Raw genomic sequence first — 24,473 nt, 5'->3', positions numbered from 1 at the left:
CCAGAATGTCCGCACACCACGGTGTGCAAGCGTCCTGAACTGCAGTTCTGCGACGAAAAATGTTGCTACAACGGCATCTTCGAGATCGTCGCCCGCGTGAACTCTAAAGCTCGGTCGCAGATTTCGGAGGGTGACACCTTGCCCACCACGCTCACGATGGTGTCGACGGCAGCCCGGCCGGACTGGACGTAGGTTGCGCAGGAGTATCCGTCTGATGCGCGCACGAGACCCACTACGCGGTCCTCGATAGCCCTATCTGCCAACCAGATATCGGACGGACCTGAGTTCAGAGCCTTGTCGGCAGCGAGACTCGGAGAGTTGCCGACAATTTGACTGACTCGAGATTGCTTCGACCCTTCACCCGTCGAGTAGTTCCAGATACAGCCTCGCAGTGTCTGACCGTCTGTTCCTGCTGCATCTCGAACCGAAGCCGGGTCCACTCCGAGTTTCTCGAGTTCATCCGCCCGCATAGCCGTACACGGCTCGTAACGGGTACCACTGTTCGCAGAATTCCATCGATGCGGATGACGAGTATCGAAAGGCAGCCGTTGCCCATCATCATCCAGTTGGCGAGGGCCAGTCGGAGTCGCTAACGATCTCGCTTCCTCCACTTTTGTTTCAGGTACCCCGTGAGTGCAGGATGATAGAACCGCGGCTGAAAAAATACCGACTACAAGTGACCGTCCGAGCCTTACCGCCAGTGTCACTTCGCCCCACCAATCTGGCGCTCACCTTGTTCATCTGCTTCGGCGAGTGCAACCAGAGCAGCCCTTGAGCTCGCCACAAGATTCAGAGAATGCTCGGTGAGTCGCGTCAGGCTCGTGGCCCCGTCTGCCAAGTTCGCGCGGAGCCGAGTGTAGAACTCAGCCCCTTCCACGCATCCCCCGCCGAAGTAGTTCCTCCTCACGACGATCCTCAAGCGGTCCGCCAACTCCCCCAACTCGTCCGCGCAGTCCTGGGCGGCCTGAGCTCGCTTCTGCCATTGCTCTCGCTGGTAGACCAGGTCCGACAAGCTGTCCTCCAGTGCGTGTGCGCGGTCGGCTCAGACCCTGTAGCGGAGACCGTCACCCCCCATTAGAGACGGTCTCCGCTTCAGAATCCCCCGGGCCGGCAAAGTCTGCTGATTCTCACGGCTTGTAAATTAGACGCAGCGCAAGGCCAAACGGTTCCACTTTTTTCGAAGTTTCTTTCCCCGTTGACTTTTCGCCTGGTCAGGACTGCGGGCACACGCCGTCGCAGCGACCCCCGCCGCGACTACACTCCGAACGCATGGCATACGACCTTGAACCGTTCGACGAGTCCTACTTCGACACAGCGCCGATGAGCTACGAGATCGACGTCAACATTCCCGTCGCGCCGGAGACCGCCTGGGCCGAGTTCACGCGACAGAACACCCTGGACTGGTGTCGGGCTCTCAACTCGGTGCACTACACCTCACCCGCCCCGTACCAGGTCGGGACAACGCGATCGGTGGTCCTGGCACCCGGCTTCATCAAGATGGATGAACTCTTCTTCCTGTGGGACGAGAACTCTGAGACCTCGACGTACAAGCACGCTTTCCACGGCGTCCGCGCCAGCATTCCCGGGCTGAAGAAGTTCGGCGAGTACACCGAGGTGTCCCCGACCGAGAACGGTTCGCGCCTGGTGTGGAAGTTCGCCATGGAGTTGGGCGGCGTGAGCCTGCCGTCGTTCCTGTCCGGACCGATCTCGAGCGGAGCATTCGGCACCGTGAAGAACGACACCATCAAGTACTTCGCGACGCTCTGACAAAGCCCGCTCGACTGCTCGACACGCCCGACGCACACGGCTCTGGAACCGGTTGACCACAGCGTGCGTCTAATCGGCATGAACGATCGCCGATCGGTCCCGCTGCGCGTTGCCGAACATCTGGCCGACAACGACGGCGTGATCACGACGGCACAGGCCGCCGCACTCGGCATGTCACCGGGCCAGGTCCGCGCGCGGCGGGACAGCGGACTCTGGATACCGCACGCGCGCTCGACCTTCCTGTCGGCCGAGCACCGCATGACCGACCTGGCGCGCGTACGCATCGTGAGTTCCGCACACCACGGGGCGGTCGTAGACCGAACCTCGGCTGCCTTCCTCCACGACCTGACCGATCGACTCCCCGACCAGGTCACTGCCTCGGTTCCGCGCAGCGGCGCGCGAGGGACCGCCTGCTCGGTCCCGGCATCCGTTCGCCGCCGGACGTTCCCGACCGAAGACCTGACCGTCGTGAAGGGACTGTGCACCACCGCGCCGGCGTTGACGGTCCTGTCGGCCGCCGCCGACCTCGACGACGGCATCGCCATGATGGATCGCGCGCTCCAGACGAAACGAGTCACGCTGAAGCAGCTGCGCGCCGCGTTGGACCGCAATGCGGGCGCCTACGGGATGCGCGTGGCGCGAACGCTGCTGGCCTCCGCCGAGGACCTCTCCGAGTCCGAGCTGGAACGCAAGTTCGTCCGCTTCCTTCACAAACACCAGATCACCGGCTGGCAGCAACAGGTGTGGATCGGCAATCGCCGGCTCGACTTTGTGTGGCCTGCCGAACAGATCGCGGTCTCACTGCACGGCTGGGCTTTTCACCACCAGCACGATCGGTGGGAGACCGATCAGGAGACCACCAGCGGGCTCGCGGCGATCGGCTGGATTCCGCTGATCTTCACGTGGAAGCGTCTCGTGTACAGCGAGAACGAGGTGCTCACCGAACTGAGCTCCGCGCTTGAGCTCCGGCGGTCGGTCGGCTGATGCAACTTCGGCGACTTTCCGGTTCTGGTGAACCGGAAAGTCGCCGAAGTTGGTTTGAAAGCCGAGCCTTCTGCCTATGCCAGTGCCTGGCGCACGTCCTCGAGGAGGTCGGCGGCGTCTTCGATGCCGACAGACAGCCGAACGAGGTTGTCCGGGACCTCCAGCAGCGACCCCGCGGTCGATGCGTGGGTCATGGCGCCCGGATGCTCGATCAACGACTCGATACCGCCGAGCGACTCCGCGAGCGTGAAGATCTTGGTGCGCGCGCAGAAGTCGAGAGCCGCGTCACGACCACCGCTCAGCTGCACGGAGATCATGCCGCCGTAGCGGCTCATCTGCTTGGCCGCTGCCTCGTGGCCCGGATGATCGGCCAGGCCCGGATACAGGACCTTCTCGATCTTCGGGTGCGAGCTGAAGAACTCGACCAGTGCCTCGGCGTTGTCGCAGTGACGTTCCATGCGGACGGCGAGAGTCTTGATTCCACGCATGGTGAGGTAGGCGTCGAACGGACCGGGCACGGCGCCCGCGCCGTTCTGCAGGAAGGCGATGTCGGCGTCGAGCTTCTCATCGTTGGTGATGATGGCGCCGCCGACCACGTCCGAGTGCCCACCGAGGTACTTGGTGGTGGAATGCACCACCACGTCGGCGCCAAGTTCCAGCGGACGCTGCAGGTACGGGGTGGCGAAAGTGTTGTCGACCACCAGCTTGGCACCGGCGGCGTGCGCCACCTCGGCGATCGCGGCGATGTCACCGACATTGAGCAGCGGGTTGGTCGGCGACTCGATCCACACCAGCTTGGTCTGCGGCGTGATCGCCGCGCGGACGGCATCGACGTCGACCACCGGTGCCACCGAGTAGGTGATGCCCCACTCGGAGAACACCTTGTCGATGAGCCGGAAGGTGCCGCCGTAGGCGTCGTTCGGGATCACCAGGTGATCACCGGGACGCAGCGTGGCGCGCAGCAGCGCGTCGGTGGCCGCCATGCCGGACGCGAAACCGCGACCGTACTGCCCGGATTCGATGGCAGCGAGGTTGTCCTCCAGGACGCGGCGGGTCGGGTTGCCGGTGCGGGCGTACTCGAAACCGTCGCGCATGCCGCCGACGCCGTCCTGGGCGAAGGTGGAGCTGGCGAAGATCGGCACGTTGACCGCGCCGGTGCGACTGTCGGGCTCCCAGCCCGCATGAATGGCCTTGGTCGAAAAGCCCTGCTCAGTCACTAGTTCTCCTCCTGGATCTTGGGAACGATGGGGTTGGTGCTCGCGAAGGCCAGCAGGTCGTGGCGAGTGATCACGCCGACCGGCTTGCCGTCTTCCACCACCATCAACGCATCGGAGGTGCTCAATGCTTCCATCGCCGACGAGACCGGCTCGCCGGCACCGATCAGCGGGAAGGGCGCACCCATGTGCGCCGACACCGGATCAGCGAGGTTGGCACGACCCTCGAAGACGGCGCTGAGCAGATCACGCTCGGACACTGCTCCGGCGACCTCGCCCGCGGTGATCGGCGGCTCGGCGCCGACCACCGGCATCTGCGAGACACCGAACTCGCGAAGGATCTCGATCGCATCGCGGAGCGTCTCCTGCGGGTGCGTGTGAACCAGGTCGGGCAACGTGCCGCCCTTGCCGCGCAGCACGTCGCCGACGTGCGATTCGGTGCGCTCGACCCCGTCGAGCGGGGTCCGCAGGAAGCCGTAGCTGTTCATCCAGTCGTCGTTGAAGATCTTCGACAGGTAGCCGCGGCCGCCGTCGGGCAGCAGCACCACCACAACGGCGTCGGGGCCCTCGCGCTCGGCGACGCGCAGCGCGGCGACTACCGCCATGCCGCACGAACCGCCGACCAGCAGTCCCTCTTCACGAGCCAGACGACGCGTCATGTCGAACGAGTCGGCGTCCGAGACCGCGATGATCTCGTCGGGCACGGTGGGGTCGTACGCGCCGGGCCAGAAGTCTTCGCCGACGCCTTCCACCAGGTACGGCCGACCGGAGCCACCGGAGTACACCGAGCCCTCGGGGTCGACGCCGACCACCTTGACCTTGCCGTCGGAGATCTCCTTGAGGTAGCGCCCGGTGCCGGTGATGGTTCCACCGGTGCCGACACCCTCGACGAAGTGGGTCACCTTGCCGTCGGTGTCGCGCCAGATCTCCGGACCGGTGGTCTCGTAGTGGCTCAGCGGACCGTTCTGGTTCTCGTACTGGTTCGGCTTCCAAGCACCCTCGATATCCCTGGTGAGGCGATCGGAGACGTTGTAGTAGCTGTCCGGGTGCTCCGGCGGCACCGCCGTCGGGCACACCACGACCTCCGCGCCGTACGCGCGCAGGACGTTGCGCTTGTCCTCGGCCACCTTGTCGGGGCACACGAAGATGCACTTGTATCCGCGCTGCTGGGCCACGAGCGCCAGTCCGACGCCCGTGTTGCCGGAGGTCGGCTCGACGATGGTCCCGCCGGGCTTCAGTTCACCGGAGGCCTCAGCGGCGTCGATCATGCGGGTGGCGATGCGGTCCTTGGCACTGCCACCCGGGTTCATGTACTCGATTTTGGCCGCAACCAGACCCGATCCGGGCTTGACGACCTTGTTCAGCTTGACCAGTGGAGTGTTTCCGACCAGGTCCACGACATGATTGGCGATGCGCATGCCCCCATATTCCCATCTACGTCGAAACTGCGCCGGATCGGGCCGCGAATGGGTCTGGGGCCGATCACCGCAGGTGCCGTGGAGTAACCTGACGCACATGCCAGAAGCTGTCATTGTCTCAACTGCCCGTTCCCCGATCGGCCGCGCCGGTAAGGGCTCGCTCAAGGACCTCCGTCCCGACGAGCTCGCCCGCCAGATGATCGCGACCGCCATCGCCAAGGTCCCCGAGCTCAACGTCTCCGACATCGAGGACATCCACCTCGGCATCGGCCAGCCCGGTGGCGCAGGCGCCTACAACATCGCGCGTTCGGTCGCGGTCCAGCTGGGCCTCGATCACGTCCCCGGTGTCAGCGTCAACCGCTACTGCTCGTCGTCGCTGCAGACCACCCGCATGGCGCTGCACGCCATCAAGGCCGGCGAAGGCGACGTCTTCATCTCCGGTGGCGTCGAGAGCGTCTCGAGCTTCGGCTACGCCGGTGCCGCCGACGGCCTCCCGAACTCCAAGAACCCGCTGTTCGACGAGGCGCAGGCGCGTACCGCCAAGACCGCCGAGGGCGGCGCGGGCAAGTGGCACGACCCCCGCGAAGACGGCCTGATCCCCGACGTCTACATCCCGATGGGCGAGACCGCCGAGAACGTCGTCTCGTACACCGGCATCTCGCGCGAGGACCAGGACCGCTGGGGCGTCCTGAGCCAGAACCGCGCCGAGAAGGCCATCAACGAGGGCTTCTTCGCACGCGAGATCGACGCCATCACCCTGCCCGACGGCACCCAGGTCACCACCGACGACGGCCCGCGCGCAGGCACCACCTACGAGAAGATCTCGCAGCTGAAGCCGGTCTTCCGCCCCGACGGCACCATCACCGCGGGCAACGCCTGCCCGCTGAACGACGGCGCCGCCGCCCTCGTCATCATGAGCGACACCAAGGCCAAGGAACTGGGCCTCAAGCCGCTGGCGCGCATCGTCGCGACCGCGGCCACCGGCCTGTCCCCCGAGATCATGGGCCTCGGCCCGATCGAGGCGGTGCGCAAGGTGCTGCGTGTTTCGGGCATGTCGATCTCCGACATCGACCTGTTCGAGATCAACGAGGCGTTCGCAGTCCAGGTTCTGGGATCGGCGGCCGAGCTCGGCATCGACCACGACAAGCTGAACGTCTCGGGCGGCGCCATCGCGCTGGGCCACCCGTTCGGCATGACCGGTGCCCGCATCACCACCACCCTGCTGAACAACCTGAACACCTACGACGGCCAGTTCGGCATCGAGACCATGTGTGTCGGTGGCGGCCAGGGCATGGCGATGGTGCTCGAGCGCCTCTGAGCCACCCCGCTCCACCCGCTCTGACAGAAGGACGGGCCCGGATCGCTCCGGGCCCGTCCGTTCTGTTTTCCACTCAGTCCAGCGCGTCGACCTTCTCGCGAGCCGGCCGCTCGTCGTCGGGAACCGCAGCGTCCGATTCCTTCGGCGTACGCACCAGCAGACCGAGGGCCACCACCACCAGCGCGAGCGCACCCGCGCAGTAGAACACCGTCCGCACCCCGTTGGTGATCGCGTCCGGCCCCGCGACGCCCGCGTCCTGGTCGGCGGTGGAGACCACCGTCATGATGGTGATGAACAGCGCGGTGCCTGCCGCGCCGGCCACCTGCTGCAAGGTGCCGAGCACTGCGGATCCGTGCGAGTACAGGCGCGGGGTCAGCGAGCTCAGGCTCAGGGTCATGAGCGGCGTGAAGGTTGCCGCCAGACCGAGGCAGAGGACCGTCTGCCCACCCACCAGCAGCCAGGCGGACGCTCCGGAGGTCACCAGCGTCAGCAACCAGACGCCGGAGGCGATCAGCAGGGTTCCCGGGATCACCAGGATCCGCGCGCCGCGGGCGTCGTAGATGCGGCCGATCAGCGGCGCAGCCAAGCCCATCAGGAGTCCTCCCGGCAGCATCAGCAGACCGGTGGCCGACGGACTCAGCTGCAGCACTTCCTGGGCGAAGTACGGAACCACGATGAAGGTGCCCATCATCGTCGCCATCGCAGCGACCATCAGGACGATCGCGAGCGTGAACGCCGGCGAGGCGAACACCCGCAGGTCCAGCAGGGCGCGATCGGTGCGCTGCAGGTGCAGCTGGCGGAGGACGAAGAACGCCAGACCCGCGCCGCCGACCAGGAACGGGATCCACACGGGCATCGACGCCTCGCCCTTGGCGGCCTCACCGATCGCGACCAGACCGTACACCAGGCCGCCGAAACCGAACACGGCCATCGGCAGCGAGGCGTAGTCCACCGGCTCCGACGTCCGGTCGCCCACCGGCCGCACGAAGATCGCACCCACCACCAAGGCGATCAGCGCGATCGGCAGGACCACACCGAAGATCCAGCGCCAATGCCAATGATCGAGGATGAATCCCGACAACGTCGGACCGAGCGCGGGCGCCACGGCGATCACCACCGAGATGTTGCCCATCATCACGCCGCGCCGGGTCTCCGGGACCAGCGTCATGACCGTCGTCATCAACAGGGGCAGCATGATCGCGGTGCCGAGAGCCTGGATCACCCGCGCGCCGAGCAGCACGGAGAAGCCCGGTGCGACGACCGCCAGTGCGGTCCCCGCGGCAAACAGCGTCATGGCGGCCAAGTACATGGTGCGCGTGCCGAACCGCTGGATCAGGAAGCCGGTCAGCGGAATCACCACGGCCATCGTCAGCATGAAGATGGTGGTGAGCCACTGCCCGCGGGTGGGGTCGGCGCCCAGATCGCGCTGCAGGACCGGCAGGGCCACGCTCATCACGGTCTCGTTGAGGATGACGACGAAGGTCGCAACGATGAGCGTCGCGATGATCGTCAGGTCTGTCCGCGCCAGCCGATCGTCGGATGGGTGCGCGGCGGTGGTACTCGTCATCTCTCCCTTTGGGCCGGTACCTGGTCGCGGCGGTGCCGCCGCGACAGAACTGTCTCAGCCAACATCACCCGACGACACGACGCAACTGAAATTCCACCAGGTGAGGACCTACCCGCCGGAACGTCGCAAAAGGCCCGACCAGCACTGGTTTCCAGTGCCGATCGGGCCTCTCGCCAATGTCAGGCGAGCAAGACCTAGTCGCTGTTGAAGTAGCTCAGCAGACGCAGGATCTCGACGTACAGCCACACCAGCGTGACCGTCAGACCGAGGGCGACGCCCCAGGCAGCCTTCGACGGCGCACCGGCGCGGATCAGTTCGTCGGCCTGGTCGAAGTCGAGCAGGAACGAGAACGCGGCCAGCGCGATGCAGACCAGCGAGAAGATGATCGCGATCGGACCACCGTCGCGCAGGACGCCAGCGCTGCCGGTGAACAGACCGATGACCAGGTTGCCCAGCATCAGGACCAGGACGCCGATCATGCCCGCCATCAGCATGCGCGTGAAGCGCGGCGTGACGCGGATGGCGCCGACCTTGTAGACGACCAGCATGCCGAAGAACACGCCGAAGGTGCCGAGGACGGCCTGCCCGATCAGTGCGCCGGCGGAGGTGTCACCGGTGATGACCCAGTTGCCGAAGACATACGAGATCGAGCCGACGAAGAGACCTTCGAATGCGGCGTACGACAACACGATGGCCGGGTTGTCCTGCTTGCGCCCGAAGGTCGCGATCAGGACGAGGACCAGGCCGCCGATCGCGCCGACGGCCATCAGCGGCGTCGCCAGCGAGGCCTGCTGATCGATGGCGAAGTAGGCGCCGAGAGCGACGAGCGTCAGGACGCCGAGCGTCATCGCGGTCTTGGTGACCACGTCGTCGATGGTGAGCGGGCGGGCACCGGTCTGCGGTACGTAACCCTGGGTGTACTGGTCGGTGTACTGCTGCTGACCGGCGGCCATGGAAGCCTGACCGGCCCCGGCGAGCCCCTGACCGAAGGAGGCGTAACCGCCGGCGTCCTTCTTGTTGTCACGGACCACGCCACGCATGATCGGGTTGGAACTTTCTCGCACCACTGCTCCTTAAGCAAAGACGTGCAACGGACTCTTGGCTGACTTACCGATACAACGTTCGCCTAGCCGATTAAGTTCCACATTACCTAACTGTCGGATCTTGGCAGCGTCGGATCTTGACCCAGACCTCGACACGCGGCCCGGAGCGTCGCCTCCGCCATCTGCAGGTCGTCCCCCCACGGGAGTCCGGGCTTGGCGATCATCAGCGACGCCAGGCCATGCGCCGTCGACCACAGCTGCAGGACCGTCGGCACGGGGTCGCCCGGCGGGATCAGCCCCTGCTCCATCAACGCGGTCACCGTCTCCGAGAAGTGGACGAACGCCGACGACAACAGCACCTCGTCGGTGAGCGTCGGCTTGCCGGGCGGGGTGATCCGAGAAAACGTGATTCGATACATCACCGCACTGTCGATGGCGAAGCGCACGTAGGCCAGACCTTGGGCGAGGCCGCGCTCCAAGGGATCGTCGATCCCCTCCGCCGCCTGCATCATGACCTCGTCGAACCCCTCGAAGAAGCGGGCGCACACGGCGTCGAGCAGCGCGTCCTTGTCCTCGAAGTGCAGGTAGATCGACGGCGAAGTGACGCCAACGCGGCGGGCGACGGCACGGATCGAGACCTTCTCCTCGCTACCGGACTCGATCAGCAGATCGGTGGTCGCCGTGATGATCTCGTCCGCGAGCTGTTCCCCGGATCCGCGGGGCGACCGCGGACGCCGCGTGACGTCCCCACTCATACGAGCTGATCACTCCTCTGTGAATCCGATCCGATCGTGCAGCTTGCGCAGCGGTGCCGGCGCCCACCAGTTTCCCACTCCCATGATCCGCATGAACGCGGGGACAAGTAGCATCCGGATGATCGAGGCGTCCATCAGGACCGCGATGGTCAGGCCGACACCGAACATTCGCATGAACGAGACCTCGGATGCCGCGATTCCAGCGAAAACGATGCTCATCAGCAACGCGGCCGCGGTGACCACGCGCCCGGTACGAGCCAACCCGACCGCCACCGCGTGGTCGTTGGCGGCCTTCGTCTTGTCGGACTTCAGCCACTCCTCGCGGATGCGCCCCAGCAGGAACACTTCGTAGTCCATCGACAGCCCGAAGGCGATGCAGAACATCAGCACCGGCATGGTGGCGACCAGGTAGCCGGTCGGCGTGGTGCCGAACGCACCGAGGTGACCGTCCTGGAAGATCCACACCATCGCCCCGAACGTCGCGGACAGCGACAGCACATTGAGGACCAGCGCCTTGATCGGGAGCACCACGCTGCCGCTGAACAGGAACAACAGGATGTAGGTGGTCACTGCGATCACCACCAGGACCCACGGCAGATAGGTGAACAGGGCCTGCACCACGTCGAAGTTCATCGCGGCCATGCCGGTGAAACGCACCTCGACACCCGGTGGAGCGGGTACGTCGCGCAAGGTCTGAATCTGATCCTGGCCGTCGTCGCCGAGTGGGTCCGCAGCACTGGAGATCGTGATGAGGGAGAGGTCGCCCGCGCGATCGGCCGGGTTTCCGGGCGCCACCTGCCTGCCGTCCACCACGACACCGATCGGGGTGGTCACGGCGCCGACACCCTCGACCTTCGACAGGCTGACCGCGTACTCGCGCAGAGCGTCGTCGGTCACCGCACCGTCGACCACCGCGGTGACGGTACCGCCGGAGTTCTGGGCGTACTCGGCGTCGATCTCCTGCTGAACCGCATGCGCCGACGCGGACGCGGGGAGCACCCGCTCGTCGGGGAAGCCGAACTTGATGCCCAGGAAGGGCGCACCGAGGACCAGCAGGATCACCGGCACCACAATCGCGACCGGCACCGCTCGTCGCAGCACGGTCATCGCGACCCGGTACCAGCCGGTCTGCTCCACGGACTTCGGCTGCGGCTCGGGGCGGCCGAGTCTGCGACGAATCCAGGCGCGAACGTTCAGTGCGTCGATGCGCTCACCCAAGAGCATCAGCAGCGCGGGGGTGATGACGAGCGCCGCCAGCACCGCGACGACCACCACGCCGATGCCTGCGTAGGCGAACGAACGCAGGAAGTACATCGGGAAGATCGCCAGCGCCGCGAGCGACAGCCCCACGGTGATGCCTGAGAACAGGACGGTGCGACCAGCGGTGTCCATGGTGCGGATGATGGCCGACCGCCGGTCCAGACCGCGCTCCAACTCTTCGCGGTAGCGCGTGACGATCAGCAGCGTGTAGTCGATCGCCAGGGCCAGGCCCATCGCGGTGGTGAGGTTGAGCGCGAAGATCGAGACGTCGGTGAAGCCTGCGACCAGCCGCAGGAAGGCGAGGGTGCCGACGATCGACGCGACGCCGATCAGCACCGGTAGCGACGCTGCGATCACGCCGCCGAACACGACGATCAGCAGCAGGAAGCTGATCGGGATGGCGATCGCCTCGGCCACCAGCAGGTCTTTGGACGTCTGCTCGTTGACCTGACTGAACATCAGCGCCTGTCCGCCGACCGAGACCTCGAACCCGTCGGTGGTCCCGGTCAACTGTTGCGACAGGTCCTCGGCCCGGCCGGGAGCGAGCTCGTCGCCGCCCGCGACGCCCGCGATGATCAGCGTCGACGTCTTGTCGCGGCTCAGCAGCTCACCGGCCAGGCTCGGGTCCGCCCAGACGTTGAGGATCGGCTTCTCGATGTAGTCGGTGGCCTCGAGCTGGGCGACGATCTTCTGACCGACCGCGGCGGCCTCGGGGCTGGTCGACATGTCCGTGCCGACCGCGCCGTCGATCTTGACCACCAGCGTCGCTCCACCGCGGTGGAACTGCTGATCGAGCACATCGCGGGCGTGCGACGACTCGGCATTCGGATCCTCGAAGCCGCCGGCCAGCATCTTGTCGGCCGCCCCGAGTCCGTACGCACCGCATAGCGCGAGCACGACGACGACCATCGTGAGGACTAGCTTCGGCGCGGCGATGACGCGCTCGGTCAATCTTGTGATCATGGTCGGTCCCCTGCTCGACGGATGACTTATCGCCGGTAACTTATCAGCGTTATCCCAACGACCGGAACCCCTGTGACGACCTTCGTGATTCACCCCATACTGAAATTGCAACGTGTTTCAATGCACACATGGCGGCGACCGATGATGCGAAGAACGCACAAGTAGCGAGGCCGAGCGAGTCTCGACGCGACCCCGAATGGCTACGACAGCGGCTCGACCGTTGGCTCCGACAGCACGAGGGATCGGACGCACGCGTCACCTCCGTCACCGTCCCCGAGTCCAACGGCATGTCGAGCGAGACCCTCCTCGCCGAGGCCTCGTGGGGCGGACAGGACCACTCGCTCGTCGTCCGCGTCGCACCGCAGGCCGACAGCGACCCGGTGTTCCCCCGCTACGACCTCGACGGCCAGTTCCGACTGATCGAGCACGTCCGCGCGCACTCCGACGTCCCGCTGCCGCGACTCTGGTGGTCGGAGACCGGCGACGCCGCTCTGGGCGCACCGTTCTTCGTGATGGACCGTGTCGACGGCGACGTGCCGCCCGACGTGATGCCGTACAACTTCGGCTCGTGGGTGTCAGAGGCAACCGAAGAACAACGCGCACAGCTGATGCGCGAGTCGGTCGCGGTGCTCGCCAAGGTGCACGCGGTGCCGATTCCGGACGGAGACCTCGTCGCACCACCGGTCGGCGACGAGAGTCCGCTGCGGGCCCACGTGCGCCGGCTCCGCGAGTTCTACGATTGGGCCACGCAGGGCCGCGCCGGGTCGCCGCTGATCGAGCGCGCCTTCGCCTGGGTCGACGAGAACCTCCCCGAGGTCGACGACAACGTCTTGACCTGGGGCGACGCCCGGATCGGCAACATCATGTACCGGGACTTCACGCCCGTCGCCGTGCTCGACTGGGAGATGGCCGCGATCGGTCCGCGCGAGCTCGACATCGCGTGGATGATCTTCCTCCACCGCTTCTTCCAGAATCTCGCCGAGATGGCGACCCTCGACGGTCTGCCCGACTTCCTGCGACGCGAGGACGTCGCCGCCGAGTACCTGAACCAGACCGGGTATCAGCCGAAGAACCTTGACTTCTACACCGCCTACTCGGCACTGATCCATGCGGTCATCATGTTCCGCATCCAGTGCCGTGCCATTCATTTCGGGCACGCCGAAGAGCCCACCGATCCCGACGAACTGATCATGCACCGCGTCACGCTCGAGGCGATGCTCGCGGGCACCTACTGGGGACAGGTGAAGTAGATGCTTTCGGAAATGGACGACTACCCGATCCATCAGGTCGCCGAGGTGATCCGACACGTAGAAACGTCGGACCGGAACTTCTACGACCGCTACTACTTCAACTGCCACCACGGCAACCCCGACGACCCGTGGCTGATCGTCGGCCTCGGCGTCTACCCGAACCTCGGCGTCACCGACTGCTTCGCGGTGGTCCGCCACGGCGACGACCACATCGTGGTCCGCGGCTCCAAGGCGCTCGGCGCCAACCGCAACGACCTGCGGGTCGGCCCGTTCACCGTCGAGGTGATGGAGGGCCTGCAGAAGCTCCGCGTACGGCTCGAGCCCGGCCATGGCGACCTGTCGTTCGACCTCGTCTTCGACGCCGACGGTCCCGCGGCCCTGGAGCCCCGCCACTTCCAGCGCCAGCTGGAACGGGTCACCTTCGACACCATGCGCTTCGTCCAGACCGGCCGGTGGACCGGATCGCTGACCGTCGACGGCACCGACTTCGACGTCGAACCCGAGACCTGGCGCGGCAACCGCGACCGGTCGTGGGGCGTGCGCCCGGTCGGCGAGGCCGAGCCACCCGGTCGTCGTGCCGCGAACACCGACGCCACGTCGTTCTTCTGGATCTACTCGGTAATGCGCTTCGACGACTACGCGATCAGCGTCCTGGTCCAGGAGTTGCGGACCGGCGAGCGGATCATGGGCGACGCCCGCCGCATCTGGAACGACCCCGCGCGCGAAGCGGAGTGGCTGGGCCGCGTGGAGCACGACATCCGGTTCGTCTCCGGCGGTCGCGAACCGGCCTCGGCGACCCTGCGTTTCGTGAAGCCGAACGGCGACGTGACCACCGTCGAGTGCGCGCCGAAGCTCGCCAACTTCATCGGCTTCGGCACCGGCTACGGCCTCGAGCAGGACTGGCGTCACGGCATGTGGCAGGGCGGCGAGAAGGTCGAGTCGCTGCGCCACAAGGTGTCCGAGCTCGACGCGACCATGAAGATGTTCTGCCCCGCCGACTACCTCGCCGACTTCGAGCTCACCGAGGTAGACGGAACCGTGGTCCGCGGGCAGGGGCTGTTCGAGTTCTCGGTGATCGGTCCGCACGACCAGTACGGCTTCACCGAGTACGTCGACGTCGCACCGTAGGTGGCGCACGACCGGCCCGAAAGTCCTCTAACGGTAGCCTTAGCTCATGTTTCAGATTCGCGGCGTGACGCGGACTTTCCCGTCCCGTCCGGAACCGGTCCGGGCACTGCGCGGCGTCGACCTCGACGTCGCCGACGGCGACCTGACGGCGATCCTCGGGCCCTCCGGCTGCGGCAAGACCACCCTGCTGCGGATCCTCGCCGGCTTCGACCGCCCCGATTCCGGCGAGGTCCGCCTCGGCGGCGAGGTGGTGGCAGGCCCCGGCGTCTTCGTGAAACCGGAGAAACGGAGCGTCGGCATCGTCGCGCAAGAGGGCGCGCTGTTCCCGCACCTGAGCGTCGCCGCGAACATCGCGTACGGCCTTCCCGGCGGGCGGCTGTCGTCGTTGCGCGCCGCGGACCGCGCGAAGCGGGCCGAACGCGTGGAGGAGATGCTCCGCCTGGTGGGTCTGCCCGGCTACGGCGACCGGCGCCCCGCCCAACTGTCCGGCGGCCAGCAGCAGCGCGTCGCTCTCGCACGAGCGTTGGCCCCGGCCCCGTCGGTGATCCTGCTCGACGAGCCGTTCTCGGCGCTCGACGCGGCCCTGCGCGTCGACCTCCGCGAGGAGGTGCGCGACCTTCTGCGCAGCATTCGCACCACCGCGGTCCTGGTGACCCACGACCAGAACGAGGCGCTCTCGCTGGCCGACAACGTCGCACTGATGCGCGATGGGCGCGTGGTTCAGGCAGGCACTCCGCACGACATGTACGCCCATCCCGCCGACCCGGAGGCCGCCGCCTTCCTGGGCGATTCGGTGCAGGTGGCGTGCGAGGTGGTCGCAACCGACGACACCGCCGGAACCGCGACGGTTCAGTGCGCGCTCGGCACCCTGCGAGTCACCCGCGACGCCGTCCACGACCAAACCCTCGTGCTGCGGCCCGAGCAGATCGAGATCGCCGACTCCGGGGTCCCGGCCCGGGTGGCGGCCACGCGGTACTTCGGTCACGACGGTCTGGTTCAGCTCACCCTCGGCGACGGGACACCGCTGCGCCTGCGAATCGCGGGCGACCACCTGCCTGCGGTGGACGCAGACGTCAAGGTGCGCGCGATCGCCGCCGGGTGACGGACGCTGCTGCCCCGGTCAGCACCCCTCGGGCCCGCGAACCCAAAGGCAAGACTATCCTCACTTTTGTCGCACTAAGTGGTGGTCACCACGTGAATGCGACTTCTGACCCCCCGGAAGAATTGAGAACCCATGTCCCTTCAGTGGAAGCGGAGCCGCTCGGCGCGGCTCCTGGCTGTCGGCGTCGCTGCCGTCACTGCGATCGGCTTGGCAGGCTGCTCGTCGTCCGACGACAGTTCCAGCGACACCATCACCCTGTACTCCGGTCAGCACGAGGACTTCGCGAAGGCGCTCGCCGCCGGGTTCGAAGAGGAGACCGGCATCAAGGTGGAGGTCCGCGCGGGCAAGGACGCCGAGATGGTCGGACAGATCGTCGAAGAGGGCGATCGCTCCAAGGCCGACGTCGTCCTCACTGAAGAACCGGGTCCGTTGGGCACCCTGGACTCCAAGGGCCTCCTGGCCCCCGTCGACAAGGGCACGCTGACCGTGCCCGACCAGCGCTTCGTGCCGTCGACCGGCAACTGGCTCCCGGTGGCGGGCCGCGCTCGGGTGCTGTTCTACAACCCGACCAAGATCGCCGAGGACAAGCTGCCGACGTCGATCCTCGACCTCACCAAGCCCGAGTGGAAGGGCCGCTTCGCCTACGCTCCGTCGGGCGCCTTCAAGTCGACCACCACGTACCTGATCAACACGATCGGCGAACAGCGCACCCTCGAGTGGCTGAAGGGCATCAAGGCCAACGGCGTCAACGAGCAGAAGAACGGCAAGGTCCGCGACAGCGTCGAGGCCGGTCAGCACGAGTTCGGCCTGTCGAACCACTACTACTGGTACATCCTCGCCAAGGAGAAGGGCGGCGCGGACAAGCTGACCTCGCGCGTGCACTACATGCGGAACGACGACGCGGGCTCGCTCGTCCTCGCCTCCGGCGCCGCGGTCCTGAAGTCCAGCGACAAGCAGAAGCAGGGCGCGGAGTTCCTGAAGTGGATGGCCTCGCCCGAGGGCGGCCAGAACGTCGTCGCCACCGACACCCCGCAGTTCCCCATGTCGGCGGGCGTCGCGAGCGCCTACGGCCTGCCGACGCTCGACTCGCTGAACTTCCCGAAGTTCGATCAGTCGTCGCTGCAGAACGTCGACCAGGCCAACGACCTGCTCAAGCAGGCCGGCATCGTCTAGGTCTCACCGAAGCACCGTCACCCGATGAGTGAATTCACCAACGACTCCGGCTCGACCGTCCTCGCGGCGCTCGAGCCGGAGCCGTCGGCGATCGACGCCGCCCTGCCACCGGCGCGACGACGTGCCCGGCCGCAGCGACGACTGCCGCTGACCCTGGTGATCCCCGGCATCGTCGTCGCGGTGGCGTCGCTGGCGCCTGCCGCCTACCTGCTGCTGCGTGCCGGATTCAGTTTCTCGCTGCTGTGGTCGGAGCTCGACGGCCCCACCACGCTGCCGCTGATCGGCAACACGGTGAAGCTGGTGGTGATCGTCGCCGTCTGCGCGAGCGTGCTCGGCGTCGGCGCCGCGGTCCTCATCGCCCGAACCACCCTGCCGTTCCCCCGCGTGTGGACCGTCCTGCTGACGCTGCCGCTCGGTGTGCCGACCTTCGTCGGCTCGTACGCGTGGGTCGCCTTCAGCTACCGCTACTTTCCCGAGTCCGATCTCATCTTCGGGCTCGGCGGCGCGTCGGCCATCCTGACCCTCACGCTGTTTCCCTACGTCTTTCTTCCCGTGCTCACCGCACTTCGTCGCCTGGACCCGGCGCAGGAGGAGGCCGCCCGCGCCCTCGGACACGGCCCGCTGTGCGCGTTCGTCCGCATCACACTCCCCCAGCTCCGCCCCGCGATCGCGACCGGGCTGCTGATCATCAGCCTGCACCTGCTGGCCGAGTACGGCGCGGTGCAGATGCTGAACTACGAGACCCTCACCACCGCGATCGTGCAGCGCTACAACATTCTCGGCATGCCGGAATCGGCGCGCTCGCTGGCGGTGGTCCTCGCGATCGGTGCCCTCCTGCTGTTGGTGTTCGATCGTCTGCTGCGCGGCCGCGGAACCCCGATTCGCACCGGCGTCGGCACCCCGCGCCCGCCGATGCGATGGCGCCTGGGCCTGTCCGCACCCCTCTGGATCACACTGTGCGCCGCGGTCGTGGTCGCCGCGCTCGCGGTCCCTCTGTGGGTCACCGCGTCGGGCATCGTCGACCATCTCACCGGAGGCGGCGACGACATCGACTGGGAGCAGCTGTGGCAGGCGTTCGGCAACACCGCCGAGTGGGCCACGTCTGCGGCCCTGCTCGCGACCGTCTGCGCACTGCCCGTCGCGCTGCTGGCCGTCCGTTACCCCGGCACCGTGTCGGGCCTCATCGAGCGGTCCACCTGGGTGGCCCACGCGCTGCCCGGCGTCATCATGGCGCTCTCCCTGGTCTACATCTCGGTGCAGTGGTTCTACCCGCTGTACCAGACGTCGACGCTGCTGGTGATGGGCTACGTCGTGATGTTCCTGCCGCTCGCGGTCGGCGCGCAGCAGGTCGGCATCGCGCAGGCCTCGGTGCAGCTCGACGAGATGTCGCGGGCGCTCGGCAAGGGGCCGGTGCAGACCTTCTCCCGGGTCACCCTCCCGCTGTCGCTGCCCGCGATCGGCACCGGCGCGCTGCTGGTGGGACTCGACGCGGGCAAGGAACTCACCACCACCCTGCTGATGCGCCCGACCGGCGAGCACTCCCTCGCCACCTCGCTGTGGGCGACCACCGACGGTGAAGTCCTCGACTTCACCGCCGCCAGCCCGTACGGTCTCGCGCTGCTCCTGATCGGCGCCGTGCCAGCGATCCTCCTCGCGCGGTCGACGGTCCGGAGCTAGTACGACGTTGGCCGCCGGTAACGCGCGTGGCCACTGCCGATCCGAGTTCGCCGTCGGGGCACCAGACCTACGCTGGTCGAGTGCCGGCGAACGAAGTGAGTCGGCGAATCGAGACCGCCGCGGGCACCCAAACCGAGATCGTTCAGGTGCGAGATCGGCGTGTCCGAAATCCGGGCGTGTCGGGACCGCCACCCCCTCGTAGCAGGACACACAGTAGGCCTCGGCCCGAGAGTCGCTCGCCGTCGTTCGGGGCACCACCCTCTGCTGGTCGAGTGCCGGCGAACGAAGTGAGTCGGCGAATCGAGACCGCCGCGGGCACCCAAACCAAGTTCGTTCAGGTGCCAAGTCGGCGTGTCCGAAATCCGGGCGTGTCGGGACCGCCACCCCCTCGTAGCAGGACACACAGTAGGCCCAGGCCCGCGAGGCGCTCCCCGTCGCTTGGCGCACCCCCATCTGATGGTCGAGTGCCGGCGAACGAAGTGAGTCGGCGAATCGAGACCGCCGCGGGCACCCAAACCAAGTTCGTTCACGTGCCAGATCGGCGTATCCGAAATCCGGGCGTGTCGGGCAACGGCCGCACGTTCCCAGCCGGCGACCCGCGAAGTTAGTTCTGGGGAACCTCGCAGCCGTCCGGACCGCACGTCTCACCACCGGCGACGACGACGGGCTGCGGTCGCTCGCTCCACGCCTTGTCGAGGACCTGGCTGAACAGTTCGACGGGCTGGGCACCGGAGACCGCGAACTTGCGGTCGAAGACGTAGAACGGGACCCCGTTGACGCCGAGCTCCTGGGCCTGTCGTTCGTCGGCGCGCACCGCGTCGGCGTACCGAGTGGGGTCGTCGAGCACCTCGCGCGCCTCGGATGCGTCGAATCCGGCGCTCACGGCGATTCGCACCAGCCGCTCGCTGCTGCCGAAGAGGGGTTCCGACTCGGCGAAGTTCGCAAGATAGAGAGCGTCGAGCATGTCGTCCTGGCGGCCGAGCTCGTGAGCCCAGTGCAGCAGCCGGTGCATGTCGAACGAGTTGCCGACGTCGCGTCCGGCGACCACGTACTCCAAACCGGCCTCATTGGCCGCGGCCGCCAGCTGGCGCTCCCCGTCCTCGGCCTGTTCGACGCTCCATCCGCGCTTGCTCGCCAGATGCTCGAAGACACTCTTGGTGGTGCCCGCCGGAATGGTGGGGTCGAGCTCGAACGAACGGTGCACCACGTCCACCTGGTCGGCGTGCTCGAACTTCTCGAGCGCGTCGACGAACCGCTTCTTGCCGAGGTAGCAGAAGGGACAGTTGACGTCGGTCCAGATCTCGACCTGCATGGTGCACTCCTCCAGGGTGTGAGTGTGTAGTTCTGCCCGCGGACTGTTTGTCGTGGGCGTTTGTATCGGTGCAACACCGATCACCGCCCCCATCTTCCCCCGCGGAGCACTCGACGGTCATATCCTCGGTCCGTCGCACCCAGGTTGGTGCATCGCGCGGCAAGGCCGCCTGGCATGCTTGTCACGCGCCCCTATAGCCCAATTGGCAGAGGCAGCGGACTTAAAATCCGCCAAGTGTCGGTTCGAGTCCGACTGGGGGCACTGCGCACCCGCCTTCCGGACAGGAAGCTGCCTGGCCGGACCGGACACGGGCGCGGCCAACCGCATTGTGCCTTCACAATGCTTGTTTGTAGTCTGCGATCCACCGTTTTCTGCGGTGCGGTTTGGCAAAGTCCTGAGCTATGGACACTATGATCTTCATCGGCCTGTTCGCGACCGGCCTGCTGCTCTTCACCAAGAACTCCTACCGGATCGCGACGATTCTCTGGTGGGTCGTGCTCGCCGCGACCATCGCGCTGCTGAGCCACCACATCACCTCGGGCCTAGGCCTCGGATTGACGTGGTGAGCCCGATGACCGACACCGCTTCCACCGCAGAGCCCGCCGAGTCCGACGCGAATCCCGGATTCCTCGGACGCTGGCAGTACACCCTCGCGGTCGTCTTCACCGCCGGCTGGACCGTCGTCATCTGTGCCGGGTTGTTCGTCCAGTTCGTCAATTGGGAGTATCCGTGCCCGCTGTGCATGCTCCAACGGATGTTCATGGGCCTGGCCGCACTGGGCGGCGCGTTCATCATCCGGCAGGCGACTCGGGGAACCATCACCCCGCGCGACTACGCCAAGGGCTTCGGCCTGGCCGTGGTCGCCTGCGTGATCGGCGGCTTCACCTCGTGGCGGCAGACGATGCTGCACATCCTTCCCGGCGACAAGGGGTACGGCGACACCGTCCTCGGCCTCCACATGTACGTGTGGGCGTGGATCCTGTTCGTCATCGCGATCCTCGTCATCGGTGTCACCTCGTCGTTGAGCACCGTGACGACCTCAACCGCTCCGCTGACCGCGTGGCAGAAGAGGATCGGCTATGTCGCGGTGGTCTTCTTCCTCGTCGTCATGGCGGTCAACGCGATCGCCGTGTTCGCCGAGGCGGGTTTCCACTGGTACCTCCCCGACGACCCGGTGCGCTACCAGCTCTTCTACGATCTCGGAATCCTGGACTGACCGGGGGTGCCACGACACCTCCTCGGACTCGACGCCCGGTGAGTTCGTGCAACGGCACGACCTACCGCGTCGCGCCGGACTCTGCCCGCGGCGACGGCGGCACCCACACCCGGTAGGCGATCGTCAGCAGTACCAGCCACACCGCACCGACCATCAACGCCACGCGGGTGTCGGCGTCGAACGCCAGCACCCCGAGCACGAAGACCAGGAATGAGATCGCGATGATCTGCCCGTAGGGCCAGAACGGCACGGGGAACTTCAGCGCGGCCGCCGCCTCCGCGGTCATCTGTTTCCGGGAGCGGTACTGCGAGAGCAGGATCATCAGCCACACGAAGATCGTCGCGAAGGTCGCGATCGACGCGATGACCACGAAGATCCGCTCGGGGATCAGGTAGTTGAGCAGCACGGCGAACAGCAGTGCGACGGTCATGATGACGACCGTCATCCACGGCACCCCGCTGCGGGAGACCTTGCCGAAGATCGCGGGTGCCTGGCCGCGCTGAGACATGCCGAACATCATGCGACCCGCGCCGAAGATGTCGCTGTTGATCGCCGAGAGCGCGGCGGTGATGACGACGATGTTGAGGACTGTCGCCGCCGATCCGAGGCCGAGGCTGGAGAAGATCTGCACGAAGGGGCTGCCCTCGGAGCCGATCTCCCGCCACGGATTGATCATGATGATCACGGCGATCGTGAGCACGTAGAACAGGATGATGCGCACCGGGACGGTGTTGATCGCTTTCGGGAGGGTGCGCGCCGGATCCTCCGCCTCACCCGCGGTGATGCCGATGATCTCGGTACCGCCGAACGCGAACATGACGATCGCGAAGCTGCCGACGAACCCGCCGAAGCCGTTGGCGAAGAAGCCGCCGTCGTTCCACAGATTGCTCACCCCGGCAGACGTGTCGTGAAGCCCGAACCCGAAGATCAGGATCGCCGCACCGCCACAGATCATCGCGACGATCGCCGTGACCTTGATGAGGGTGAACCAGAACTCCACCTCGCCGAACAGCTTGACGTTGACGAGATTGATCGCGCCGATGAAGAAGATGATCGACAGCGCCCAGATCCATCTCGGCACGTCTGGGAACCAAAAGCCCATGTAGATACCGAAGGCGGTGACGTCCGCCAGGCACACCACGATCATCTCGAACGTGTAGGTCCAGCCCGTCATGAAGCCGGCGAGCGGGCCGAGGTGCTTGCTGGCGTACTCGCCGAACGAGCCCGACACCGGATCGCTGACGGCCATCTCACCGAGGGCGCGAAGGACGATGTAGATGATCGCGCCACCGATGAGATAAGCCAGCAGCACCGACGGTCCGGCCTTCTGGATCGCCTCAGCCGAACCGTAGAACAGTCCCGTTCCGATAGCCGACCCCAGCGCGATGAACCTGATGTGGCGCCCGGTCAACCCACGCGTCAGTACCGCGGCGGTGCTTTTCACAAAAATCTCCCTGAAACTGTGCCAACGGCACCGTCCGGGTCGGCTCCCCTTTCTCAGGGCGAGACTGTCACCTCCGGCACGCCGCTCACAGGCGATGGCACGGGCGAACTCTCCCGCGTGGCGGAACTATTGTCCACGCCATGGGGACTGCCCTCCCAATCCTGTGGCGACGCCCAACCCGACTGCGCGGTCTCAGGTGAAGTCGTGCCGGTCGACCTAACCCGGGCGCCGGGTGAAACCGTTGTCCGACCATCCCTCGCTGCCGACACCGTTGTGCACGTAGAACAGGCCCTCCGGGTCGTACGCCTTCTTGATCTGCGCCAGCCGCGGGTAGTTGGGTCCGAAGTACGAGTTCTGCCAGTCCTCGTCGAAGTAGTCGGCCTCCGACACGTAGGCCCCGGCCTGGGACTTCGGCACCAAGCGGTACAGCTCCCCATCGCGGCCGTGATGGCCGCGGCGTCACGACTCGCCGCACCCCCGGTGTTCGGCTCGTGTCCGGGCACACCCGGATAGGCGGGATCGCCGCCACCGGCGACGATGGCCAACGCGAAGGCGTCGAACGCCGCCGGATTCATCGCGGTGTCCCGGGAGCGAGCGATCGCGGCCGCATCGCCGCCCGCCAATCCCTTGTTGCAGTGGATGCTCACCGAGAAGTGATGCGCGGCGGCGTGCAGCATGTCGACCAGGCTCGCCCGGCGCGCCGGTGCGAGCAGGTCTGCGGGCAGCCACGCGGATTGATAGCCGTGCAGATACCAGCCGGCCTCCCCGAGATTGCCCTGCTCGAAGAAGTTCCCCGCCGGGGCGCCCGGGCGATCGTCATGCAGCACCGTCGGCGCACGCTGCGGCTGGCTCGGATCCCAGAATCGATTCGCCGGGATGGTCAGGAGCGTCAACTCCCCCTCCACCTTCAGGCCCGGTGTCGAGCGCACCGAACCGAGGAAGCGGTCCCACAGCCGACGCGCCTGCGCGTCGTCGAGCCCCTGGAACGTCATGGAGAAGTCGATGGACCGGTCGTGGTTCACGTCGAAGCTCTCACCCCAGTGGACGTTGAAGAGCTCGTCGGCGTAGAAGTCGACGGTACGGGCGATGAGTCCCCGGAAACCCTCGTCGGATTCGGCGGCCACCCGCGCCCCGACGTAGCCGAAGTACTGCGGCAGGTCGTGGGTGGCCAGCGTGATCCGGGAGACTGCGCCGAAGGTCCCGCCGCCACCGCCCTTGAGCGCCCAGAGGAGGTCCGGATCCTGACATTCGTTGACGACCCGGACCTGGCCGTCGGCCGTGACGATCTCCGCCTCAAGCAGATTGCTCGCCGCCGTGCCATAGCGCTTGGAGAAGCTGCCGAAGCCCCCGCTCTGGACCAGGCCCGCCACACCGACCGTCGCACACCCTCCACCCTGCACGTACCGGCCGTGCCCGGTGCCGACCTCGTTGTAGGTGTGACCCCACAATCGGCCCGCTCCCAGCGTCACCGCGGGCACGGGCTCGGCCGTGCGTTCGCAGCCGCGCCCCACGAACCCGTCGTGCATCGTCAGCTCGCGCATTCGGCGGGTCCAGATCAGCAGGGAGTCCGCCGCGTTCGACGTGCCCTGGTAGCTGTCGCCCCCGCCGCGGACCACCAGACGCAGGTTCCGCTCACGCGCGAAGTCCACCCCGGCCTTGATGTCTGCGGCGCTGGTCGCCGCGATCGCGTAGACACTCGGTTTGCTGTCCCACGCTTCGAACCAGCCGGTGGTCTGGGTCAGCCCCGGATCATCACCGATGAAGTAGGGGTTCTTGAGTTCCCGGAACAACTCCGCGCACCGCGCATCGGACACCCCGACGCACTCCTGCAGGGGGCTACGCACCTCGATCAAGTCCCCGCTCAACTGACCGCGCAGCGCCT

At 66.6% G+C, this 24,473-nt stretch carries 20 protein-coding genes, 1 tRNA gene and 1 pseudogene; 11 read left to right on the top strand and 11 right to left on the bottom strand.

The features are described from left to right. Positions 1-65 precede the first annotated feature (65 nt). Positions 66-611: a DUF3558 family protein gene (locus GX543_RS18800; protein WP_366929058.1), complete on the bottom strand. Its 546-nt coding sequence runs from the start codon at positions 609-611 to the stop codon at positions 66-68. Positions 612-1,269: 658 nt separating this feature from the next. On the opposite strand from GX543_RS18800, the gene GX543_RS07175 reads away from it, so the two are divergent. After that, positions 1,270-1,767, top strand: a complete 498-nt coding sequence (locus tag GX543_RS07175) for an SRPBCC family protein (RefSeq protein ID WP_290850914.1) — start codon at positions 1,270-1,272, stop codon at positions 1,765-1,767. 78 nt (positions 1,768-1,845) lie between these two features. After that, complete coding sequence (locus tag GX543_RS07170; RefSeq protein ID WP_290850913.1) at positions 1,846-2,751, top strand: type IV toxin-antitoxin system AbiEi family antitoxin domain-containing protein; 906 nt, start codon at positions 1,846-1,848, stop codon at positions 2,749-2,751. A gap of 74 nt (positions 2,752-2,825) precedes the next feature. Here the strand turns inward: GX543_RS07170 and GX543_RS07165 are convergent, their stop codons facing one another. Both GX543_RS07165 and GX543_RS07160 read right to left on the bottom strand, forming a co-directional pair. After that, positions 2,826-3,968, bottom strand: a complete 1,143-nt coding sequence (locus GX543_RS07165) for a cystathionine gamma-synthase (protein ID WP_290850912.1) — start codon at positions 3,966-3,968, stop codon at positions 2,826-2,828. After that, positions 3,968-5,383, bottom strand: a complete 1,416-nt coding sequence (locus GX543_RS07160; protein ID WP_290850911.1) for a cystathionine beta-synthase — start codon at positions 5,381-5,383, stop codon at positions 3,968-3,970. Before GX543_RS07160 ends, GX543_RS07165 begins: the two co-directional genes overlap by 1 nt. Before the next feature lie 97 nt (positions 5,384-5,480). Between GX543_RS07160 and GX543_RS07155 the strand changes: the two genes are divergently transcribed. Beyond that, positions 5,481-6,701: an acetyl-CoA C-acetyltransferase gene (locus GX543_RS07155; protein WP_290850910.1), complete on the top strand. Its 1,221-nt coding sequence runs from the start codon at positions 5,481-5,483 to the stop codon at positions 6,699-6,701. Between the two features lie 73 nt (positions 6,702-6,774). Here GX543_RS07155 and GX543_RS07150 read toward each other — a convergent pair whose 3' ends face one another. The 4 genes from GX543_RS07150 to GX543_RS07135 all read right to left on the bottom strand — a co-directional run bounded on the left by GX543_RS07150 (position 6,775) and on the right by GX543_RS07135 (position 12,289). After that, on the bottom strand, positions 6,775-8,268 hold the full coding sequence (locus GX543_RS07150; RefSeq protein WP_290850908.1) for an MDR family MFS transporter: 1,494 nt from the start codon (positions 8,266-8,268) through the stop codon (positions 6,775-6,777). Positions 8,269-8,462: 194 nt separating this feature from the next. Then, positions 8,463-9,332: a Bax inhibitor-1/YccA family protein gene (locus GX543_RS07145; RefSeq protein WP_290850906.1), complete on the bottom strand. Its 870-nt coding sequence runs from the start codon at positions 9,330-9,332 to the stop codon at positions 8,463-8,465. Positions 9,333-9,418: 86 nt separating this feature from the next. Continuing rightward, positions 9,419-10,066, bottom strand: coding sequence for a TetR/AcrR family transcriptional regulator (locus GX543_RS07140; protein WP_290850905.1), 648 nt, complete (start codon positions 10,064-10,066; stop codon positions 9,419-9,421). Between the two features lie 9 nt (positions 10,067-10,075). Then, on the bottom strand, positions 10,076-12,289 hold the full coding sequence (locus GX543_RS07135) for an MMPL family transporter (RefSeq protein WP_290850904.1): 2,214 nt from the start codon (positions 12,287-12,289) through the stop codon (positions 10,076-10,078). A gap of 128 nt (positions 12,290-12,417) precedes the next feature. On the opposite strand from GX543_RS07135, the gene GX543_RS07130 reads away from it, so the two are divergent. From GX543_RS07130 to GX543_RS07110, 5 genes are all read left to right on the top strand, one after another. Next, positions 12,418-13,539, top strand: a complete 1,122-nt coding sequence (locus tag GX543_RS07130; RefSeq protein ID WP_290850903.1) for a phosphotransferase family protein — start codon at positions 12,418-12,420, stop codon at positions 13,537-13,539. Beyond that, positions 13,540-14,667: a hypothetical protein gene (locus tag GX543_RS07125; RefSeq protein ID WP_290850902.1), complete on the top strand. Its 1,128-nt coding sequence runs from the start codon at positions 13,540-13,542 to the stop codon at positions 14,665-14,667. Positions 14,668-14,713: 46 nt separating this feature from the next. Next, positions 14,714-15,769: an ABC transporter ATP-binding protein gene (locus GX543_RS07120; RefSeq protein ID WP_290850901.1), complete on the top strand. Its 1,056-nt coding sequence runs from the start codon at positions 14,714-14,716 to the stop codon at positions 15,767-15,769. A 132-nt stretch (positions 15,770-15,901) separates the two neighbouring features. Continuing rightward, the gene (locus GX543_RS07115) at positions 15,902-16,942 is read left to right on the top strand and encodes an extracellular solute-binding protein (protein ID WP_290850900.1); all 1,041 of its coding nucleotides are present in this window, start codon (positions 15,902-15,904) and stop codon (positions 16,940-16,942) included. 24 nt (positions 16,943-16,966) lie between these two features. Then, entirely contained in the window at positions 16,967-18,619 is a 1,653-nt protein-coding gene (locus GX543_RS07110) for an iron ABC transporter permease (RefSeq protein WP_290850899.1), read from the top strand. A gap of 604 nt (positions 18,620-19,223) precedes the next feature. On the opposite strand, the gene GX543_RS07105 is transcribed toward GX543_RS07110, so the two are convergent. Further along, positions 19,224-19,931, bottom strand: coding sequence for a DsbA family oxidoreductase (locus tag GX543_RS07105; RefSeq protein WP_290850892.1), 708 nt, complete (start codon positions 19,929-19,931; stop codon positions 19,224-19,226). 187 nt (positions 19,932-20,118) lie between these two features. On the opposite strand from GX543_RS07105, the gene GX543_RS07100 reads away from it, so the two are divergent. The 3 genes from GX543_RS07100 to GX543_RS07090 all read left to right on the top strand — a co-directional run bounded on the left by GX543_RS07100 (position 20,119) and on the right by GX543_RS07090 (position 21,147). Then, a tRNA-Leu gene (locus GX543_RS07100) sits at positions 20,119-20,192 on the top strand. 140 nt (positions 20,193-20,332) lie between these two features. Beyond that, positions 20,333-20,497, top strand: coding sequence for a DUF5993 family protein (locus tag GX543_RS07095; RefSeq protein WP_290850890.1), 165 nt, complete (start codon positions 20,333-20,335; stop codon positions 20,495-20,497). 5 nt (positions 20,498-20,502) lie between these two features. Next, positions 20,503-21,147, top strand: a complete 645-nt coding sequence (locus GX543_RS07090; RefSeq protein WP_290850888.1) for a disulfide bond formation protein B — start codon at positions 20,503-20,505, stop codon at positions 21,145-21,147. A gap of 61 nt (positions 21,148-21,208) precedes the next feature. Here the strand turns inward: GX543_RS07090 and GX543_RS07085 are convergent, their stop codons facing one another. The 3 genes and pseudogenes from GX543_RS07085 to GX543_RS18790 form a co-directional block, all read right to left on the bottom strand. After that, the gene (locus tag GX543_RS07085; RefSeq protein ID WP_290850886.1) at positions 21,209-22,591 is read right to left on the bottom strand and encodes an amino acid permease; all 1,383 of its coding nucleotides are present in this window, start codon (positions 22,589-22,591) and stop codon (positions 21,209-21,211) included. A 216-nt stretch (positions 22,592-22,807) separates the two neighbouring features. Beyond that, the gene (locus tag GX543_RS18795) at positions 22,808-22,981 is read right to left on the bottom strand and encodes a BBE domain-containing protein (protein ID WP_366929057.1); all 174 of its coding nucleotides are present in this window, start codon (positions 22,979-22,981) and stop codon (positions 22,808-22,810) included. Between the two features lie 926 nt (positions 22,982-23,907). Then, positions 23,908-24,240 (bottom strand): annotated as a pseudogene (locus GX543_RS18790) (FAD-binding protein); the annotation flags it as partial. Between the last annotated feature and the right edge of the window lie 233 nt (positions 24,241-24,473).

It is taken from the genome of Gordonia sp. (in: high G+C Gram-positive bacteria) (genome assembly GCF_012515855.1).
Lineage (GTDB): Bacteria > Actinomycetota > Actinomycetes > Mycobacteriales > Mycobacteriaceae > Gordonia.
This window is presented reverse-complemented; position numbering and strand designations above follow the sequence as displayed.

Excerpts from the sequence above, each read along its gene's own strand:
- GX543_RS07175 (WP_290850914.1), top strand. The coding sequence starts at position 1,270 with ATGGCATACGACCTTGAACCGTTCGACGAGTCCTACTTCGACACAGCG.
- GX543_RS07170 (WP_290850913.1), top strand. The coding sequence starts at position 1,846 with ATGAACGATCGCCGATCGGTCCCGCTGCGCGTTGCCGAACATCTGGCC.
- GX543_RS07160 (WP_290850911.1), bottom strand. The coding sequence starts at position 5,383 with ATGCGCATCGCCAATCATGTCGTGGACCTGGTCGGAAACACTCCACTG.
- GX543_RS07155 (WP_290850910.1), top strand. The coding sequence starts at position 5,481 with ATGCCAGAAGCTGTCATTGTCTCAACTGCCCGTTCCCCGATCGGCCGC.
- GX543_RS07150 (WP_290850908.1), bottom strand. The coding sequence starts at position 8,268 with ATGACGAGTACCACCGCCGCGCACCCATCCGACGATCGGCTGGCGCGG.
- GX543_RS07140 (WP_290850905.1), bottom strand. The coding sequence starts at position 10,066 with ATGAGTGGGGACGTCACGCGGCGTCCGCGGTCGCCCCGCGGATCCGGG.
- GX543_RS07135 (WP_290850904.1), bottom strand. The coding sequence starts at position 12,289 with ATGATCACAAGATTGACCGAGCGCGTCATCGCCGCGCCGAAGCTAGTC.
- GX543_RS07130 (WP_290850903.1), top strand. The coding sequence starts at position 12,418 with ATGGCGGCGACCGATGATGCGAAGAACGCACAAGTAGCGAGGCCGAGC.
- GX543_RS07125 (WP_290850902.1), top strand. The coding sequence starts at position 13,540 with ATGCTTTCGGAAATGGACGACTACCCGATCCATCAGGTCGCCGAGGTG.
- GX543_RS07120 (WP_290850901.1), top strand. The coding sequence starts at position 14,714 with ATGTTTCAGATTCGCGGCGTGACGCGGACTTTCCCGTCCCGTCCGGAA.
- GX543_RS07115 (WP_290850900.1), top strand. The coding sequence starts at position 15,902 with ATGTCCCTTCAGTGGAAGCGGAGCCGCTCGGCGCGGCTCCTGGCTGTC.
- GX543_RS07110 (WP_290850899.1), top strand. The coding sequence starts at position 16,967 with ATGAGTGAATTCACCAACGACTCCGGCTCGACCGTCCTCGCGGCGCTC.
- GX543_RS07105 (WP_290850892.1), bottom strand. The coding sequence starts at position 19,931 with ATGCAGGTCGAGATCTGGACCGACGTCAACTGTCCCTTCTGCTACCTC.
- GX543_RS07095 (WP_290850890.1), top strand. The coding sequence starts at position 20,333 with ATGGACACTATGATCTTCATCGGCCTGTTCGCGACCGGCCTGCTGCTC.
- GX543_RS07090 (WP_290850888.1), top strand. The coding sequence starts at position 20,503 with ATGACCGACACCGCTTCCACCGCAGAGCCCGCCGAGTCCGACGCGAAT.